We start from the raw sequence: 16425 nt of genomic DNA, 5'->3' as shown, positions 1-16425 counted from the left end.
TATTTAAAACTCGGCCTGCACGACGCGCTGCACATAATCGGGATGGTTGGTGGCATTGGCGGTGGCGCACACGCCGCCCACCGGCTGGTTGCAGGCGGTGGCGATCACCTGGAAACGGGGCAGCGCGCCGGCCGCCTGCGTGCAGCGCACGGTCACGCTAAAACCGTTCAGCGCGCCATTCGCGGGCAAGGCAAAATCGCGGCTGGCTTCGCAACTGCCATTGACGCGCTGCCGGTACACGCCCCACTCCATGCCGGCGCGGGCCGCCTGGTAGGCGCGCGCGCCCTGCACGTCCAGCGCTGACTCGGCATGCTGCAGGGTGGAAATGGAGAGCAGCGCCACGCCCAGCGCGGACAGCACCACCAGCAGGAAGATGGCGGTGACGATGCTGAAGCCGCGCGCCGGTCGGCATGGCCGGCACCGCTGCGGCATGGAAGATAGGGATAGTCTCATGGCGAATTATTGACCTGCGCCTGTTGCAGCAGCGTGATCTGGCCCGCGTTGCCGCCGGGCGCGCCCAGGGTCAGGCGGACACTGACCAGGCCACGCTGCAGGTTGGGCAGGGTATCGAAGAAAAAGGCGCAGGCGGCCACCTGATTGGCCATCAGCGCCGCGGACGGCGCGCCGGTCAGCGCCGCTGTGCTCACCGGCTGGTCCGCCTCGATCACATAACCGGCATAACGCGTCAGCGTGCCCGTGCCATTCGCATTCGGCGCGCAATGATAGGTCACGACGGTACTGACCACCTGGAAACGATAGCTGAGGGAAGGCATGGAGGGTGTTTGCGCGACAAAGGGGTTCTTGACCAGCGTGACATTGGTGCCGCTGATGGAAGCGACCTGGGCGCGGTTGCACTGCCCGCTGCAATCATAGGCGTCCACAGGGGGCTGATCGCCCAGATTGTTGACGACGATAAAGTCGCCGGGAACGATGGCTTGCACGCCGGACGGCGCGGCGCCGACGATGGTAAATACATCCTGGTTGCCCGGCGTGAGGGGATCGAAGGCCAGCACATTGCCCGGTATCGTGTTCGGGTCGTCTTCCGACAGATAGCGCCCGCCCGTCTTGGTCAGCAGCAGCTCCAGAAAACTGCCGCTGCTAGTGCTCTTCACGCGCACGCTGTTGGGCAAGGCCAGGCGCACGTCGCGCGTGATGCGCCGCGATGCCAAATCGGCCGCGTCCGCCAGTTCGGCGCGGGCGCTGACATCGAGATAACTTTGTATGGGGGCACGGATGAACACTGTCACCATGCCGGCGACGATGGCCGTGATGATGATCACCACGATCAGTTCGATCAAGGTAAAACCGCGCTGCCGGGGGCGTGAAAAAATCATCATGGCACGGCATTGCCTGCGTAGCGCGTGCGGTAGCCGGCCAGCACGAGCTGTTGATTCGCGCCATACGTCACCGTGACCATGATGCGCAAGACATTCATGTTGACGGGCGTGGTGTCCGAAGGCAGCATGGCGTCGGCCGGCCCCAGTCCCGCGTCGTGGCTGATGGCCACGCTCACCGCATAGCCGTCAGGAAGCAATTTTCCGGCCACGTCTTCCTTGTAGCTAAGGGGACTGTTGAAGGCGCGCACATAGTCGCTGACATTGTAATACGGTCGCCCCACGGCGGGCACCGTCGCGCTGACATTTTGCGGCGTGCTGCAGCCGGTGGGATTGGTGGCACTGTCGAACGGTGCGGCATTCGTCGCCACATCGGCGGCCGGATCGGCGAGCGGATCGCAAAACGTAAAGCGTGCCCCTTCAATTTCATCGAGCATGGCTTCGGCAATCGCCAGCGCCTGCTTGCGCAATTGCGGATCGGCGCTGCTGGCCGTGGTGCGGGCGAAGATTTGCAGCAGTCCCACCACGGCGATGCTGACCACCACGATGAAGATGACCAGTTCGATCAGGGTCACGCCGCGCTGCCCCGGCCCGCGCGCCGCCATGGCGACGCCCTTAGTAATGGACATAGCCCGTTTCCCCTTCGACGATGATGTTGCGCGTCATGCCGCCGTCCTTGATGCCGATGCTGATGCGCGCGGGAAAGGTCGATACGGGTTCGACGTCGGCTGCCTTGAACGGGCGGCCCAGGGCATTGAAATAAAAAGTGGCGATGTCCAAGGGCGCGCTGTAGCTGATCTTGCCGGGTGCCGCTTCGCACAGCCACGCCGTGGTATTGGCGCAGGCGCTCAAGGTGGCGCTGCGCCCGCTGTTGCCGCCCGCAGGCGGCAAGACGCGGTTGGCCACGTCGCAGGCAGTATTGAAACACAGGGCCATGCGGGTGCCGTCGAGCTGCACGAAGACGGGACGGTTTTGCGCGATCGCCAGTTTTTGCGCATAGCGCAGCATGCTCACGTTTTGATCGGCAAAGCTGCGCGCGTCAAAACTGTCTTGCCGGAAGAAGCGCGGCATGGCGACGGCTGCCAGCAGCCCCCCCACCACCAGCACGGCGATCAGCTCGACCAGGGTGAAGCCCCGTTGCCGCCGCCCACGGCTGGCCGGCCCGGCAAACATCAAACCTGCTGCAGACAGCATCGTGAACACCTGTGGCAATGAGCGGCATGCCGGAAGAAACATGCCCGGAAGAATGAAAAACGCCTGGCAAGCCAGGCGCATCGCCTGCGGCGCACATGGCCGCAGCAGGCGGGGCTTACGTCATCAGCAATCTGTCTTGGCAGCGGCAGCGGTCGGCGCGAGACCCACCACCGCGGGCCCAGTGGCCGAGGCGAGCGTATAGGTAAACGCGCATTTGAGATGGTCGGCATCGGCGGCGATCGAGACAGGGCCCGTTCCCGTGTATTTGTAGTCATCCAAACCACCAGCCGCCACTACGATGCCGGCAGCGTCCGGATAGCCGTTCGTCATGGTGATGTCCTGGCCTTCCATCTTCACCTTGACGGGTGCGGTGGTGGGTGAGCCATCGACCAGCCATTGTGCGTGGGCCAGGGAAGAGGCGGCCTGCACCGAGGCGCGCGCGCCGTTGACTTTCGCCAGGCGGGCGTCGGACGACAAACTGCTAAAACGGGGAATCGCGGTGGCCGCGAGGATGCCCAGGATGACGATGACGACGACTAACTCGATCAGCGTAAAGCCCGCTTGAGCACCTTGTTGAAAACGACGAATTGACTGCAGTTTCATGCTGATCTCCAAAAAATCAAAAAAACAATGCTGGCAAAATTTGCCGGCAGAATAAAAAAGCTATTTCAGCCCACCCGCCTCGCCCAACTGTATCAGCGCCACCTCGGGCGCATCAAGCGGACGTGAGGGCTGGGGCCGGGTAACGGGCGCTTGCCGCAAGCTTACCTTGAATCGAAGCAACTCGGAATGCCTGGCAGCGAAACTGTTGCCTCGATTTAATATATATATCAATTCTGCATTACTTCTATCAAAAAACCAATGACTTTGGGGAAGTTTTTCCATTTCCGGCGCGCTATAGGCGCCCAGATAATTGGCCGGTTTTTCAGCCAGCCAATCGATGGGGTTTTGCCCCGCCAGCGCCGGCAACTGGTTTTGCCGGTCGGACGCATACAGTTCCAGCACCTGCATGCGCAGCCCGGCGCGCAGCGCCAGCAGCGTTTGCTGCACGGCGACCCGCTCCGCTTCCTGCTGGACTACCTCCAGCCGGCCCAGCAGCACGACCGCCAGCACGGCGATGACGGACACGGCGGCGGCCAGTTCAAACAAGGTAAAGCCGCGCTGCCTTGCCTTGCCAGCCAACATGTTGTTTTTTGACGCAATGCGCGGCCTCATTTATGCAGGGCCACCTTGCCCAGGTCCCACACGGGCAGGAAGATGCCCAGCGCCAGCACCAGCACCATGGCGCCAAGAAAGGTGATCAGGATGGGTTCGATCTGCGCGGACAAGGTCTTCAATTCGTAATCGACTTCGCGCTCGTACATCTGGGCGATTTCATCCATCAGATCATCGAGCGAACCGGACTCTTCACCGACGGCGATCATTTGCAGCACCACCGGCGTGAAGACGCCTGCCGCCACCGAAGTGCGCAAGATGCTGTCGCCGCGCTCGACGCCGTCGCGCATCTGCTCGACGCGGGCGCACAGATAGGCGTTATCCACCGTCTGCGACACCACCGTCAGCGCCTGCACGATGGGCACGCCGCTGGTGCTGGACAGGGCGAAGCTGCGCGCGAAGCGCGCCATGGTGCCTTTCAGGATGATCTTGCCGGCGATGGGAAAACGCAACTTGTAGCGGTCCCATGTGTAGCGGCCAGGCACGGTGCGCAGCCAGGCCTTGAATCCGGCGATCGCGGCTATCGTCAGTACCAGCAGCAAAGGCCAATACGCCACCATGAAAGCCGAGGTGCCGATCAGGATGCGCGTCATCAAGGGCAGTTCGGCATTGAAGCTGGCAAACACTTTCACGAACTGGGGAATCACGAACATATTGACGATGACCATGGCGATGATCATCGCCGCGATCACGAAGGTGGGATAGCGCGTCGCCGACTTCACGCGCGCGCGCATGTCGCGGTCGAACTCCAGGTGGTCGAACAATCGCAGGAAGACTTCATCGAGGCGCCCCGTCATTTCGCCCACGCGCACCATCGACAGGTAAAACGGCGTAAACACGGTGGGGTGGCGCGCCATGGCGGCCGACAGTTCGCGGCCCGCGTCGAGCGATTCGCGCACATCCTTGATGATGCGCCCGAACGCGGGGCTGATGGCGGATTCCTGCAAGCCGGCCAGGCCGCGCATGATGGGCACGCCCGCCTTGAGCAGGGTGTACAGTTGGCGGCTGAACAGCTGCACGTCCATCGAACTGACTTTTTTCTCCGTCAGTTTTTGCCACCAGCCGATATCGGCGCCGGTGGTGGCGGCATTTTTTTTGGTCACCAGGATTTCCACCGGCGTCGCACCGGTGGAAAACAACTGGTCGGCCACGGCGCCGCTGTCGGCGCCTTCCATCACGCCGGTCAGCAGCTCGCCGCTGGCGTTGCGTGCCTTGTAGGAGAAAAATGGCACCTCAATCCTCGCTCTGGTTGCTGATGCGCATCGCTTCCATCACCGTCGTGCGGCCCTGTACCACCAGTTGCACGGCGTGGCGGCGCAGGGTGTCGCCCGCCATCTGCGCCGTCGCCACCTTCATGAAATGGGACGGATCGGCATGGTTGGCGGCATCGGCCACGGCGCGCGTGATTTCCAGCAATTCGTACACGCCCGTGCGGCCCCGGTAACCCATGCCATTGCAATGCGAACAGCCCTTGCCATGGAAATACTGGTTGCGCTCGACCAGCTCGCCCAGTTCCAGGCGCAGCCATTCGTACTCGTTCGGCGTGGGCACGTAGGGCGTGCTGCAGCTTTCACAGATCACGCGCACCAGGCGCTGCGCCAGCACGGCTTGCAGCGAGCTGCCCACCATGTAGCGCGGCACGCCCATGTCCATCAGGCGCAGCGGCGTGCTGATGGCGTCGTTGGTATGCAGGGTCGACAACACCAGGTGACCCGTCATGGCGGCGCGCAGGCCGATTTGCGCCGTTTCCTGATCACGCATCTCGCCGACGAGCACGATATCGGGATCTTGCCGCAGGGCCGAGCGCAGCACGCGGGCAAAGCTCAGCTCGATCTTCTCGTTCACTTGCACCTGGTTAATACCGGACAAGCGGTACTCGACCGGGTCTTCCACCGTGATGAGCTTTTTTTCCACGGAATTGAGTTCGGCCAGGGCACAGTACAAGGTCGTCGTCTTGCCGCTACCGGTCGGCCCCGTCACCAGCACCAGGCCGTTCGGGCGGTTGACGATGGCGCGGAAGCGTTCCACCAGCTTGGGCGGCATGCCGATGGCGTCCAGGCGCAAGGTCGTGCCGCCCTGGTTCAACAGCCGCATCACCACCGATTCGCCGTATTGCGTCGGCATGGTGGAAATACGCACGTCGATGCGCTGGTTTTTCACACGGATGGCGAAGCGGCCATCCTGCGGCAAGCGTTTTTCGGAAATATCGAGGTCCGACATCAGTTTTAGCCGCAGCGCCAGCGAACTGGCGATTTTGCTGTCCGCTTCCGTCTGCAGGTGCAGCACGCCGTCGATGCGGAAACGGATCTGCAGCCGGCCTTCCTGCGGTTCGATGTGGATGTCCGAGGCGCGCACCTGCGTGGCATCCTCGAACACCGATTGCAGCAGCTTGACGATGGGCGCCTCTTCCAGGCCCGGATTGGCGGCCAGCGCGCCAAAGTCGACGGACACGTCGCCCAGGTCCTGCTCCAGCTCGCGCGTCAGGGTGGAGATATCTTCCGTGCGGCGGTAGATGCGGTCGATGGCGGCCAGCACTTCCGTTTCATTGACCACGGCCAGCTCGATCTGGCGCTTGACCAGGCGCGAAATTTCATCGTAGGCGAACAGGTCGGTCGGATCGGACATGCCGACCAGCAAGCCCTCGCGGCGGTCTTCCAGCACCAGCGCACGAAAGCGCCGCGCCTGGGTTTCCGGCAACAGCCGCACCAGTTCGGGATTGATGTTGAAAAACTTCAGGTTGATGTAGGGAATATCGAGCTGGCGCGCCAGGGCGCCCGAGATTTGCTCTTCCGTGACAAAGCCGTGCTCGACAAAAACGCGGCCCAGCTTGCGCCCCGAGCGCTTCTGTTCCGTCAAGGCCTGGCCCAACTGTTCTTCCGTCAGCAATTTCTGCTGCACCAAAATTTCACCGAGCCGGACTTTCTCTGGCCTTGCCATGCTTGCTCCTCGACAGATGCTTCAGACGATGCACGCCAGCGGCGTGCGGGGGTATTTTATTCCAGAACCTGTTATTTCTTAAAGAAAATACATTCCGTGGCTTGATTTTCGCGCATTTCAACACTGCGCAAGGAAACACTTGCCGCCCGCGCGCGCGCATGGCACTGCCTTTCGGCGAGCACGGGCAGCGTGCGGGCGAACGTACCCTGTGGCAATGCCGGTGCTATCATTGCCCGCACCGCCGTGTTTTTCTGATAAGGCAGTCACTCTCAAAGGAATACCATGTCATTACACCGTAAATTCATCGTCTCCCTGGCCGCCGCCAGCGCCTTGCTGGCCGGCAGCGCGCAAGCCCAATACGTGGGGCCGACGGCCGGCCCCACCGCGCCCGGCAACGTGGCCGCCATCCTGAAAAATCCCGTCGATGACCAGGCCGTCGTGCTGCGCGGCCATCTGCTGCGCAAAGTGAGCAAGGAAAAATACACCTTCTCCGATGGCACGGCGGAAATCCGCGTGGACATCGACGACAAGGTCTTCATGAACCGCAAGATCGACGCCAAAACCCAGGTGGAAATCCGTGGCGAAGTGGAAAAAGACTTCATGGAAAGCCCGGAAATCGATGTCGACGTGCTGACCGTGGTGCAATAAGCATCGCCGCCCTCCCGCCGCCATGGCGGGAGGGGTCCCCCCCCACTTCTGTCTACCTTGCACAAGCTTTTTTCCATCCTAGAAACTAGGCTTGTCAGCGCAATCAATTTCGTCTAGCATCTTTTCATTCAAGGTCAGCCAGCGCCAGCGTGAGCCTGCCTGTCGACTCATCCATTCTGGGAGCCTTCCGGGTGCAAGATTTGCCTTCGATACGCTCAAGAATTTCATGGCTGGTGCTCGCCTGGGTCATGCCGACGGCACTCGTGTTTCTGCTGCTCGTGGCGCAAAGCTACACGCGCGAACGCGAGCATGTCGTCAGCGAAACGGCGCAGGCGGCGCGGGCAGTCGCCGCCGCCGTCGAACGCGACCTGAACGGCGCCCAGATGGCCGCGCGCATCCTCGCCGCCTCGCCCGCCCTGCAGACGGACGACATCGGCGCCCTGCGCACCCTGGCCGACAGCCTGTTGCAACCAGGCCTGGCCGTCAGCGCCTTCATCGTCTCCGATGCCAGGGGACGCCAGCTGATCAATACGACCCTGCCCGCCAGCCAGGCACCGCCCCCCTTGCCGCAAAAATGGGCCGCCAGCATGGAACGCACGCGCGAGTACGGCAAGCCGCGACTGACCAGCCTGCTCATGGCGCCGGACGAGGTGCCGCGACTGGCGCTGAGCCTGCCCTTGCCGCGCGCCCAGGGTGCTGCCCATGTGCTGACGGCGCTGTACCCGCCCGACTACCTGCCCGTGCTGCTGCGCGAACTGCGCCTGCCGCCTTACCTGGGGGCGGCCATCATCAATGCCGACGGCATCAACGTGGCGCGCACCCTGGCGCCGCAGCGCTACGTGGGCCAGCGCAGCGCGGCGCCCCTGCTGGAACAGATACGCCTGGCGCCCGAGGGCGTGCTGCGCCATGCCACCCTGGAAGACCTGGACGTCTACACGGGCTTTCGCCGCGCTCCCGACGACGGCTGGACGGTGGCTGTCACCATGCGCACCAGCACGGTGGCAGAAGCGCTGCTGGGCTCGGTAGTCACGGGTTCCGTCATCCTGGCCCTGCTGCTGGGTGCCGGCTTTGCCCTGGCCTGGCGCGTAGGCAGCCGCCTGGCCCGCACCCTGCAGGAACTGACCTTGCAGATCCAGGCGCTGGCGCAGGGCAAACCCTTGCTCTCAAACAAGCACGCGGACCGCGAATCGGCCGACATGGCCAGCGCCCTGGGCGCGCTGGAACGCGACCTGCGGCGCCACCGCACGCAGCTCGAAAGCCTGGTGGCCGAACGCACGCTGGCCCTGGAAAAATCCACGCGCCTGCTGGAAACGGTGTACGCGACGGCGCCGATCGGCATGCTGTTCGTGGACCTGGACTTGCGCGTCGTCATGATCAACCACTACCTGGCCGCCATCCACGGCGCCAGCGTGACGCAGCATCTGGGCCGTCCCGTGGGCGCCATGCTGTGCGACGACGCCGTGCGCGCGGATGTGGAGCGCTGCGTGCGCCAGGTGCTGGCGACGGGCATGCCCATCGTCGACATGGAATTGAACGGCCACAGCGGCCGGCAGCGCGAACAGCTGAGTTACTGGATCGTCTCGTATCACCCGATCTTCGGCCCGGAACAGCAGTTGCTGGGCGTGTCGGGCCTGTGGCTGGACGTTAGCGAGCGCAAGCGCAGCGAAGCGGAATTTCGCCACTCGAAACATCTGTTCGGCACCATCATCGAAAACATCCCGGCCATGGTCTTCGTCAAGCGCGCCGACAAGCTGAGCTTTGAAATGGTCAACCGCCACGCGGAACTGACCCTGGGGCGCTCGCGCGAGCAATTGCTGGGCAAGACCGACCACGACTTCTTTCCGCCGCAGCAGGCGGCCGCCTTCGTCAGCGCCGACCGCAAGCTGCTGGCCACGGGGCAGATGGTGGAAATCGAACAGGAAGCGATCAATACGGCCGACGGCACCACGCGCCACTTCACCACGCGCAAGGTGGTCTTGCGCGACGATGCGGGGCGCGCCAGCCACGTGCTGGGAGTGTCGATCGATATCACGGAACGCAGGCGCGCCACCGAGGTGCTGCACGCCACCACCTGGCGCCTGGAACAGAACGAGCGCTTCATCCGCACCGTCACCGACAACCTGCCCGGCATGGTGTCGTACTGGGGCGCCGATCTGCGTTGCCGCTTCGCAAATAAATTCTATAACGAATGGTTTGGCCGCAGCAGCGCCGAACTGGCCGGCATCCACATGCGCGAATTGCTGGGGCAGGAACTGTTCGACGTGTATGCCCACCATGTCGACGGCGTGCTGGCGGGCCGGCCGCAAAGCTTCGAGCGCGACCTGCTCGATCCCACGGGCCAGGTGTGCCACACGTGGACCAATTACATCCCCGATATCGACGACGGCGGCGGCGTGCGCGGCTTCTTCGTGCTGGCCTCGGACGTCTCTGAACTCAAGCGCACGGAATTGCGCCTGCATGAACTCAACGAGCAAATGGTGCGCGCGCGCGACAAGGCCGAGGCGGCCAGTATCGCGAAGAGCGAATTCGTCGCCAACATGAGCCATGAAATCCGCACGCCGATGAACGCCATCATCGGCCTGGCGCGCCTGCTGGAAGAGTCGCCGCTGGAACGGCGCGAGCGCAGCTATGTCGGCAAGATCCAGATGGCCACGCAGTCGCTGCTCAACATCGTCAACGACGTGCTCGATTTCTCGAAGATCGAGGCGGGACAGATGCTGCTGGAGCAGCGCCGTTTCCAGCTCGAACGCATGCTGGGCAGCGTCAGCGTGCTGCTGGCCAACAGCGCCTGGGCGCGCGGCGTGGAGCCCGTCTTCGTGCTCGACCCCGGCGTGCCGGACGAACTGATCGGCGACGCCCTGCGCGTGGAACAGATCCTCCTCAACCTGGTGGGCAACGCCGTCAAATTCACCGCGCATGGCGAAGTGGTGTTGTCCATCGGCATGGTGGCCGAGGATGCGGCCAGCGTCACGCTGGAGTTTTCCGTGCGCGATACCGGTATCGGCATCGCCGCGGCCGAACAGGAACGCATCTTCGACGCGTTTTCCCAGGGCGACAGCGGCACCAGCCGCAAGTACGGCGGCACGGGCCTGGGGCTGGCCATCTGCCGGCGCATGGTGGAATTGATGGGGGGCAAACTCAGCGTCACCAGCGCGCTGGGCGAAGGTTCCGACTTCCGCTTCCGCTGCCGCTTCGACAAGGTCATGCCACCGCCCGAGCCGCCCGGCAAGAGTACGCCCAGGGCCCTGTCGCTGCTGATCATCGACGACAACGCCAGCGTGCGCGCCATGCTGGAAGACTGGTGCGCGGCGCAGGGCTGGCACAGCCGCAGCGCCGACAGCGGCACGGGCCGGCCTGGCGCTGCTGCGCACCAGCGCCAGCGGCCTGGACGGCTTGCCGCTGGCAGATCTTGTGCTGCTCGACGCGGCCATGCCCGGCATGGATGGCATTTCCATGCTCACCGAGGCGCGCGCCGACGAATACCTTGCGCTGCCACCCGTGATCATGCTGGTGGCCGACCAGGACAGCGAAAACCTCGAACGCCTGGCCGACAGCCTGATGCTGGCCGGCGTCGTGTCGAAACCGGCTACCCCGGCGCGCCTGCTGGCGGCCGTGACGGCCGTGCGGGATGGACGCAATGGCCGTAGCGCCCCGTCCGCGCTGCCCGTGTCCACGCCCCTGTCGGGCTTGCTGGAAGGCATGCGCGTGCTGCTGGTGGAAGACAATGAAATCAACCAGGAGGTAGCGCAGTACATCTTGCTGCACTCGGGCGCGCGCGTGGCCGTGGCCGCCAACGGCCAGCTGGCCGTCGACTTGCTCGCCAACACACCGCACGCCTGGGACGTGGTGCTGATGGATTTGCAGATGCCTGTCATGAATGGCTATGACGCCACGCTGGCCATCCGCGCGCTGGGCTTGCCGGACTTGCCCATCATCGCCATGACGGCCAATGCCATGGACGAGGACCGCCTGCGCGCCATCGCCAGCGGCATGAATGCGCACGTGGCCAAGCCCATCGATGTCGACGACATGATCGAGACCCTGACGCGGCTGGTGCCGGCACCCCTGGGTGGCGGCGACAACGCCGCGCAGGCAGGCAACGCCGTCGCGGACACGCCGGACCTGCCGGCCACGGTGCCCGGCATCGACCTGGCAGCGGCCCTGCAGCGCTTCGGCGGCGACTACGGCGCCTTCCTGGCCCTGCTCAAGCGCTTTGAGAATTCGCAAGGCGACGCCGTCGAGGAATCACGGCGCCTGCTGGCCGCTGGCCAGACGCAGCAGGCGGCGCAGTTGCTGCACCGCGTCTGCGGCGTGGCGGCCAACCTGGGCGCCACGCACGTCGCCCGCCTGGCCGCCGAGGCGGAAAAGGCGCTGAAAACGCGGCCATCGCACGCCACGGCCGCCTTGCTGGGTCAGCTGGAACTGGCGATGGCCGAAGTCATCAAAGCGACGCGCACCCTGCCCTCGCCCCTGCGGCGCGGCCAGCCGGCGCCCCACGCACCCGGCAGCGCGCCGCTCGACCTGCACGCCGGCCTGGCCGAACTGCTCGTCCTGATCCGCAACAATAACCTGAAGGCGCTGGCGCACTTCCACGCCCTGCACCCCGCCCTGCAACAGTCAGACCGGGAAGCGGCGCTGGCGATGGCCAACGCGATCGAAACCCTGAATTTTTCCGACGCGGAAAAACTCGTGCTCGATCAGCTGAAACGAGAGGAAAACAAGTGAGCTGGACCAACCTTGCCATGAACGGGCGCATCCTCATCGTCGATGACGCCATGGAAAACATCCAGATCCTGCACCAGCTGCTGCGCGAGGAACACGAGGTGCTGTTCGCCCTGAGCGGCGCGAAGGCGCTGGAAATTGCGCAGAATCAACTGCCGGACCTGATCCTGCTCGACGCCGTCATGCCCGGCATGGATGGCTATGCCGTGTGCCATGCTCTGCGCGAATCGGCCCTCCTGAGCGCCATTCCCGTCATCTTCGTCACGGCCCTGAACCAGCCCGAAGACGAGACGCGGGCGCTGGAAGCGGGCGCCGTCGATTTCATCACCAAGCCGTTCAACGCGGCCGTCGTGCGCGCCCGCGTGCGCAGCCAGCTGACCATCAAGCGCCAGGCCGACGCCATGCGCGAACTGTCGCTGACGGACTCGCTGACGGGCGTGGCCAACCGGCGCAGCTTCAACGAGACCATGGACAGCGAATGGCGGCGCTGCGCGCGCGACGGCGTGCCGATGGCCCTGATCATGGCCGACATCGACCACTTCAAGGACTACAACGATACGTATGGCCACCAAGCGGGCGACCTGTGCCTGCAGCAGGTGAGCGCCGCCCTGCGCCGCTGCGCCGTGCGCCCGCCCGACCTGCTGGCGCGCTACGGTGGCGAGGAATTCATCATCCTGCTGCCGCAGGAAACGCGCGACGGCGCCCAAGTGGTAGCCCAGCGCATCCTCGAGGAAGTGCGCGCGCTGGAAATTGCCCACGCCAGGTCCAGCGTCGGCCCCCACGTCAGCGTCAGCCTGGGCATGGCCAGCGTCATGCCCACGGAAGGCATGGACCCCAGCGCCCTGATCCGCGCCGCCGACGCCCTGCTGTACCGCGCCAAGCATACGGGGCGGGACAGGTATTGCGCGTCGGAGGGCGAGTGATCAGGGATAGCAGCGCATCAGGAACTCCGCCACGCACACGGGTTTCGTGTCACCTTCCCTCTCCATGGTGACGGCCCAGTTCACTTGCGCCCCTTCCGGCAATTCGTCGACGGAGAGGATGTCGAGCCGCGCGCGCAAGCGGCTGCCGACGGGCACGGGCGCGGGAAAGCGCACTTTATTGAGGCCATAGTTGATGGCCATGCGGATACCGGCCATGTGCAAGGCCCCCTGCAGCATGGCGGGCAACAGCGACAAGGTCAAAAAACCGTGCGCCACGGTGCAGCCGTATGGCGACTCGCGCGCGCAGCGCTCGGCGTCCACATGGATCCACTGATGGTCGTCCGTCGCGTCGGCAAAGGTGTCGATGCGCTGCTGGGTGATGGTGAGCCAGTCGGAAACGGCCACGTGCTGCCCCGCCAGGGCCTGGAAACCGGCGATGCCGGCGATATCACGCATGGTGTTCTCCGGCAGGGCGGCGGCCGAACATGCCCATGCCCTCCACCGTGGTGACGACTTCGCCATGCTGGTTGCGCACGCTCCACACGGAAATGACGATGCCGCGGTCCGGCTTCGACGTCGATGGACGCACTTCCTTGACCTGGTAGGTCAGGTGCAGGGTGTCGCCGGCGCGCACGGGTTTGAGCCAGCGGATGCTGTCCAGGCCGGGCGAGCCCATGCTGGACGAGTGCTTGAGCAAGTTGTCGACCACCAGGCGCATCATCATGCCGCACGTATGCCAGCCGCTGGCGATGACGCCTTTGAAGATGGTTTTTTCGGCGGCCGCATGGTCGACGTGAAACGGCTGCGGGTCGAAATCCGTGGCAAAGGCGATGATTTCCGCCTCCGTCACGTGGCGCTGGCCCAGGTCGATTTCCAGGCCTTGCGTAAAATCTTCGAAATACCAATGCTTGGGTTTGATTCCGTTCAATGCGGTCATGCGGTCTCCGTCGGCAAGAAGCCCGGCTGGGCGATAAAGCGCTCGATATGGTGCTCCACGTCGCCCAGGGTCAGGGCGATCATGGAGAGGCGCTTGAAATGGTGGGCGGCGGGCAATTCGTCCGTCACGCCCATGCCGCCATGCAATTGCACGGCTTGCTGGCCGACAAAGGTGGCGGCCAGCCCGACTCTCGCCTTGGCGGCGGACACCGTGCGGCGGCGCTCCGCCACATCGGTGCTATCGACCTTGGCGGCGGCCAGCATGGCCATCGAACGGGCCTGCTCCAGATGAATGAACATATCGGCCATGCGGTGCTGCAAGGCCTGGAATTTGCCGATGGGGGCGCCGAACTGCTGGCGCGTTTTTAAATATTCGAGCGTGGCGGCAAAGATGGCGTCCATGGCGCCCACGGCTTCCGCGCACAGCAGCGCGGCGCCATAGTCGAGCGCCGCATCGAGCACGGGCCAGCCCTGCCCCTTTTGTCCGATCAGCGCGTCATGCCCCAGCACCACTTGCACCAGGGTCACGGTGGCGGCGCGCTGGCCGTCGATGGTGCGGTAGTCGCGCACGGAAACGCCGGGCGCATCAACAGGCACGAGGAACAGCGAAATGCCATCCGTGTCAGCCTGGCCGCCGCCGCTGCGCGCCGAGACGACCAGCGCGCCCGCCTGCGCGCCATGGATGACGACGGTTTTCTCGCCATCGAGCACGAAACCCTCGCCGCTGGCGATGGCCGTGGTGGCGATGTCGTGCATGTCGTGGCGCGACTGGCGCTCGCCCAGCGCGCAAGCGAGCTTCAGGCTGCCGCTGGCCACCTGTTCCAGCACGCCATCGTGGCCGCCCGCCAACGTGAGGAAACGCGCGCCCAGCACGGTGGCGAAATACGGTTCGACCACCAGGCCACGGCCCAGTTCCTGCATCACCAGCAGCATGTCGACGGCAGTGCCGTCGAAGCCGCCCGCGCCGGCCGGCAGCGGCAAGGCCGTCATGCCCAGCTCGGCCAGGGTAGCCCAGGCGGCATCGGACGTTCCCGTGGCCGAGTGGACGATCTGCTTGCGCGTTTCAAATGGGTAGTCCTTGTCGACCCAGCGCCTGAGCGCGTCGGCAAATTGCTGCTGTTCCTGATTAAAATGGAAGTCCATGTCGTCTCCTTCTGGCTTACAGGCCCAGGATCATCTGCGTGATGATGTTTTTCTGGATTTCATTCGAGCCGCCATAGATCGATGTCTTGCGGTAATTGAAGTAATACGCGGCCAGCGGCGCGGCCAGGTCGTCGCCGCCCGCGCTGTGCGGCGCGCCGCCGTCGAGGAAGTCCGAATCGAAGGGCAAGGCTTGCGGGCCGATCGCTTCGACCATCAGTTCCGTCAGTTGCTGCTGCAGCTCGGAACCGCGCACTTTCAGCATCGAGGCCTGCGGTCCCGGTCCCTTGCCTTCGTCGCTGATGACGCGCAAGACCGTCATTTCCAGCGCCATCAATTCGATTTCCAGGGTCGCGACCTTGGCGGCGAACGCGGGATCGTGCAGCAGCGGTGCGCCGCGCCTGGTTTCCCGCATGGCCAGCTGCTTGAGGAACGTCAGCTCGCGCTTGGAGCGGCCCACGGCGGCGATGCCCGTGCGTTCATGCCCCAGCAGGTACTTGGCGTAAGTCCAGCCCTTGTTTTCCTGGCCCACCAGGTTGCTGACCGGCACGCGCACGTTGTCGAAGAAGACTTCATTCACTTCATGTTCTTCATCGAGCATGATGATGGGACGCACGGTGATGCCCGGCGTTTTCATGTCGATCAGCAGGAAACTGATGCCTTCCTGCTTGCGCACCGTGCTGTCCGTGCGCACCAGGCAAAAGATCATGTCGGCGTGCTGGCCCAGGGTGGTCCAGGTTTTCTGGCCGTTGACGATGTAATGGTCGCCGTCGCGCTCGGCTGTGGTTTTCAGCGAGGCGAGGTCGGAACCGGCGCCCGGCTCCGAATAACCCTGGCACCACCAGTCATCGCAGTTGAGGATGCGCGGCAGATAGTATGCTTTTTGTTCGGCGTTGGCGAAAGCCATGATGACGGGCGCCACCATGTTGACGCCGAAAGGCAGGATGGGCGGCGTGGCGGCGCGCGCGCACTCGTCTTCCCAGATATGGCGCTGCACGGCCGTCCAGCCCGTGCCGCCATGTTCGACGGGCCAGGCCGGCGCGGCCCAACCTTGCTGCGCGACTATCTTGTGCCAGCGCACGTAATCGTCGCGGTTCAGGCGCAAATGCTGGCGCACCTTGCGCTGCAAGTCCGCCGGCAAATGGGTATCGAGGAAGGCGCGCACCGTGTCGCGGAAAGCCGTCTCCCCGGCCGTGTAATGCAGGTCCATGTCTGTCTCCTTGTTCTTATCGGTTGCCGTGATGACTGCACGCAAGGAAGCTCAGCGCACAAAAAAGCACGACCGTTCTCAAGGATTGTACAACAGAATCCGTGTCGTGCCAGCGGTTTTGCAGCACAGATGGCGCCCATCGCAGCCTCATTTTATGGGGGCTGCA

The 16425-nt window shown here is 64.2% G+C and carries 15 protein-coding genes and 1 pseudogene; 4 read left to right on the top strand and 12 right to left on the bottom strand.

Annotated elements, in window-relative coordinates:
- Window positions 1-3 precede the first annotated feature (3 nt).
- From ACP7DW_RS24945 to ACP7DW_RS24910, 8 genes are all read right to left on the bottom strand, one after another.
- Complete coding sequence (locus ACP7DW_RS24945) at window positions 4-453, bottom strand: agglutinin biogenesis protein MshP (RefSeq protein WP_426057199.1); 450 nt, start codon at window positions 451-453, stop codon at window positions 4-6.
- Entirely contained in the window at window positions 450-1337 is an 888-nt protein-coding gene (locus ACP7DW_RS24940; protein WP_426057198.1) for a prepilin-type N-terminal cleavage/methylation domain-containing protein, read from the bottom strand. The genes ACP7DW_RS24945 and ACP7DW_RS24940 overlap by 4 nt, the downstream gene beginning before the upstream one ends.
- A complete protein-coding gene (locus tag ACP7DW_RS24935; protein ID WP_426057197.1) occupies window positions 1334-1963 on the bottom strand; it encodes a type IV pilus modification PilV family protein in 630 nt (209 codons plus the stop codon). Before ACP7DW_RS24935 ends, ACP7DW_RS24940 begins: the two co-directional genes overlap by 4 nt.
- Window positions 1950-2528: a pilus assembly FimT family protein gene (locus ACP7DW_RS24930; RefSeq protein ID WP_426057196.1), complete on the bottom strand. Its 579-nt coding sequence runs from the start codon at window positions 2526-2528 to the stop codon at window positions 1950-1952. The genes ACP7DW_RS24935 and ACP7DW_RS24930 overlap by 14 nt, the downstream gene beginning before the upstream one ends.
- 123 nt (window positions 2529-2651) lie before the next feature.
- A complete protein-coding gene (locus ACP7DW_RS24925) occupies window positions 2652-3131 on the bottom strand; it encodes a type II secretion system protein (RefSeq protein ID WP_426057195.1) in 480 nt (159 codons plus the stop codon).
- Between the two features lie 60 nt (window positions 3132-3191).
- On the bottom strand, window positions 3192-3713 hold the full coding sequence (locus ACP7DW_RS24920; protein WP_426057194.1) for a type II secretion system protein: 522 nt from the start codon (window positions 3711-3713) through the stop codon (window positions 3192-3194).
- Between the two features lie 26 nt (window positions 3714-3739).
- Window positions 3740-4975, bottom strand: a complete 1236-nt coding sequence (locus tag ACP7DW_RS24915; protein ID WP_426057193.1) for a type II secretion system F family protein — start codon at window positions 4973-4975, stop codon at window positions 3740-3742.
- A gap of 1 nt (window position 4976) precedes the next feature.
- Window positions 4977-6680: a GspE/PulE family protein gene (locus ACP7DW_RS24910; protein WP_426057192.1), complete on the bottom strand. Its 1704-nt coding sequence runs from the start codon at window positions 6678-6680 to the stop codon at window positions 4977-4979.
- Window positions 6681-6962: 282 nt separating this feature from the next.
- On the opposite strand from ACP7DW_RS24910, the gene ACP7DW_RS24905 reads away from it, so the two are divergent.
- The 4 genes and pseudogenes from ACP7DW_RS24905 to ACP7DW_RS24890 all read left to right on the top strand — a co-directional run bounded on the left by ACP7DW_RS24905 (window position 6963) and on the right by ACP7DW_RS24890 (window position 12973).
- A complete protein-coding gene (locus tag ACP7DW_RS24905; protein ID WP_426057191.1) occupies window positions 6963-7328 on the top strand; it encodes a NirD/YgiW/YdeI family stress tolerance protein in 366 nt (121 codons plus the stop codon).
- Between the two features lie 248 nt (window positions 7329-7576).
- Window positions 7577-10510 (top strand): annotated as a pseudogene (locus ACP7DW_RS24900) (PAS domain-containing protein); the annotation flags it as partial.
- Window positions 10511-10781: 271 nt separating this feature from the next.
- A complete protein-coding gene (locus ACP7DW_RS24895; RefSeq protein ID WP_426057190.1) occupies window positions 10782-12053 on the top strand; it encodes a response regulator in 1272 nt (423 codons plus the stop codon).
- A complete protein-coding gene (locus ACP7DW_RS24890; RefSeq protein ID WP_426057189.1) occupies window positions 12050-12973 on the top strand; it encodes a diguanylate cyclase domain-containing protein in 924 nt (307 codons plus the stop codon). Before ACP7DW_RS24895 ends, ACP7DW_RS24890 begins: the two co-directional genes overlap by 4 nt.
- Here ACP7DW_RS24890 and ACP7DW_RS24885 read toward each other — a convergent pair whose 3' ends face one another.
- Genes ACP7DW_RS24885 through ACP7DW_RS24870 form a run of 4 tightly spaced genes read right to left on the bottom strand, consistent with a single transcriptional unit; the run spans window position 12974 to window position 16259 of the window.
- Window positions 12974-13429: a MaoC family dehydratase gene (locus ACP7DW_RS24885; protein WP_426057188.1), complete on the bottom strand. Its 456-nt coding sequence runs from the start codon at window positions 13427-13429 to the stop codon at window positions 12974-12976. It lies immediately after the preceding gene.
- Window positions 13422-13910 carry a MaoC family dehydratase gene (locus ACP7DW_RS24880; RefSeq protein ID WP_426057187.1) on the bottom strand — a complete coding sequence of 163 codons (489 nt, stop codon included), beginning with the start codon at window positions 13908-13910 and terminating at the stop codon, window positions 13422-13424. Before ACP7DW_RS24880 ends, ACP7DW_RS24885 begins: the two co-directional genes overlap by 8 nt.
- A complete protein-coding gene (locus ACP7DW_RS24875; protein ID WP_426057186.1) occupies window positions 13907-15052 on the bottom strand; it encodes an acyl-CoA dehydrogenase family protein in 1146 nt (381 codons plus the stop codon). The genes ACP7DW_RS24880 and ACP7DW_RS24875 overlap by 4 nt, the downstream gene beginning before the upstream one ends.
- Window positions 15053-15068: 16 nt before the next feature.
- On the bottom strand, window positions 15069-16259 hold the full coding sequence (locus tag ACP7DW_RS24870; protein ID WP_426057185.1) for an acyl-CoA dehydrogenase family protein: 1191 nt from the start codon (window positions 16257-16259) through the stop codon (window positions 15069-15071).
- Between the last annotated feature and the right edge of the window lie 166 nt (window positions 16260-16425).

The sequence above is a fragment of the Janthinobacterium sp. PSRC1-1 genome (genome assembly GCF_049897525.1).
Lineage (GTDB): Bacteria > Pseudomonadota > Gammaproteobacteria > Burkholderiales > Burkholderiaceae_D > Janthinobacterium > Janthinobacterium tructae.
The sequence above is the reverse complement of the archived record's forward strand: the minus strand, read 5'-3'. Positions and strand labels throughout refer to the sequence as shown.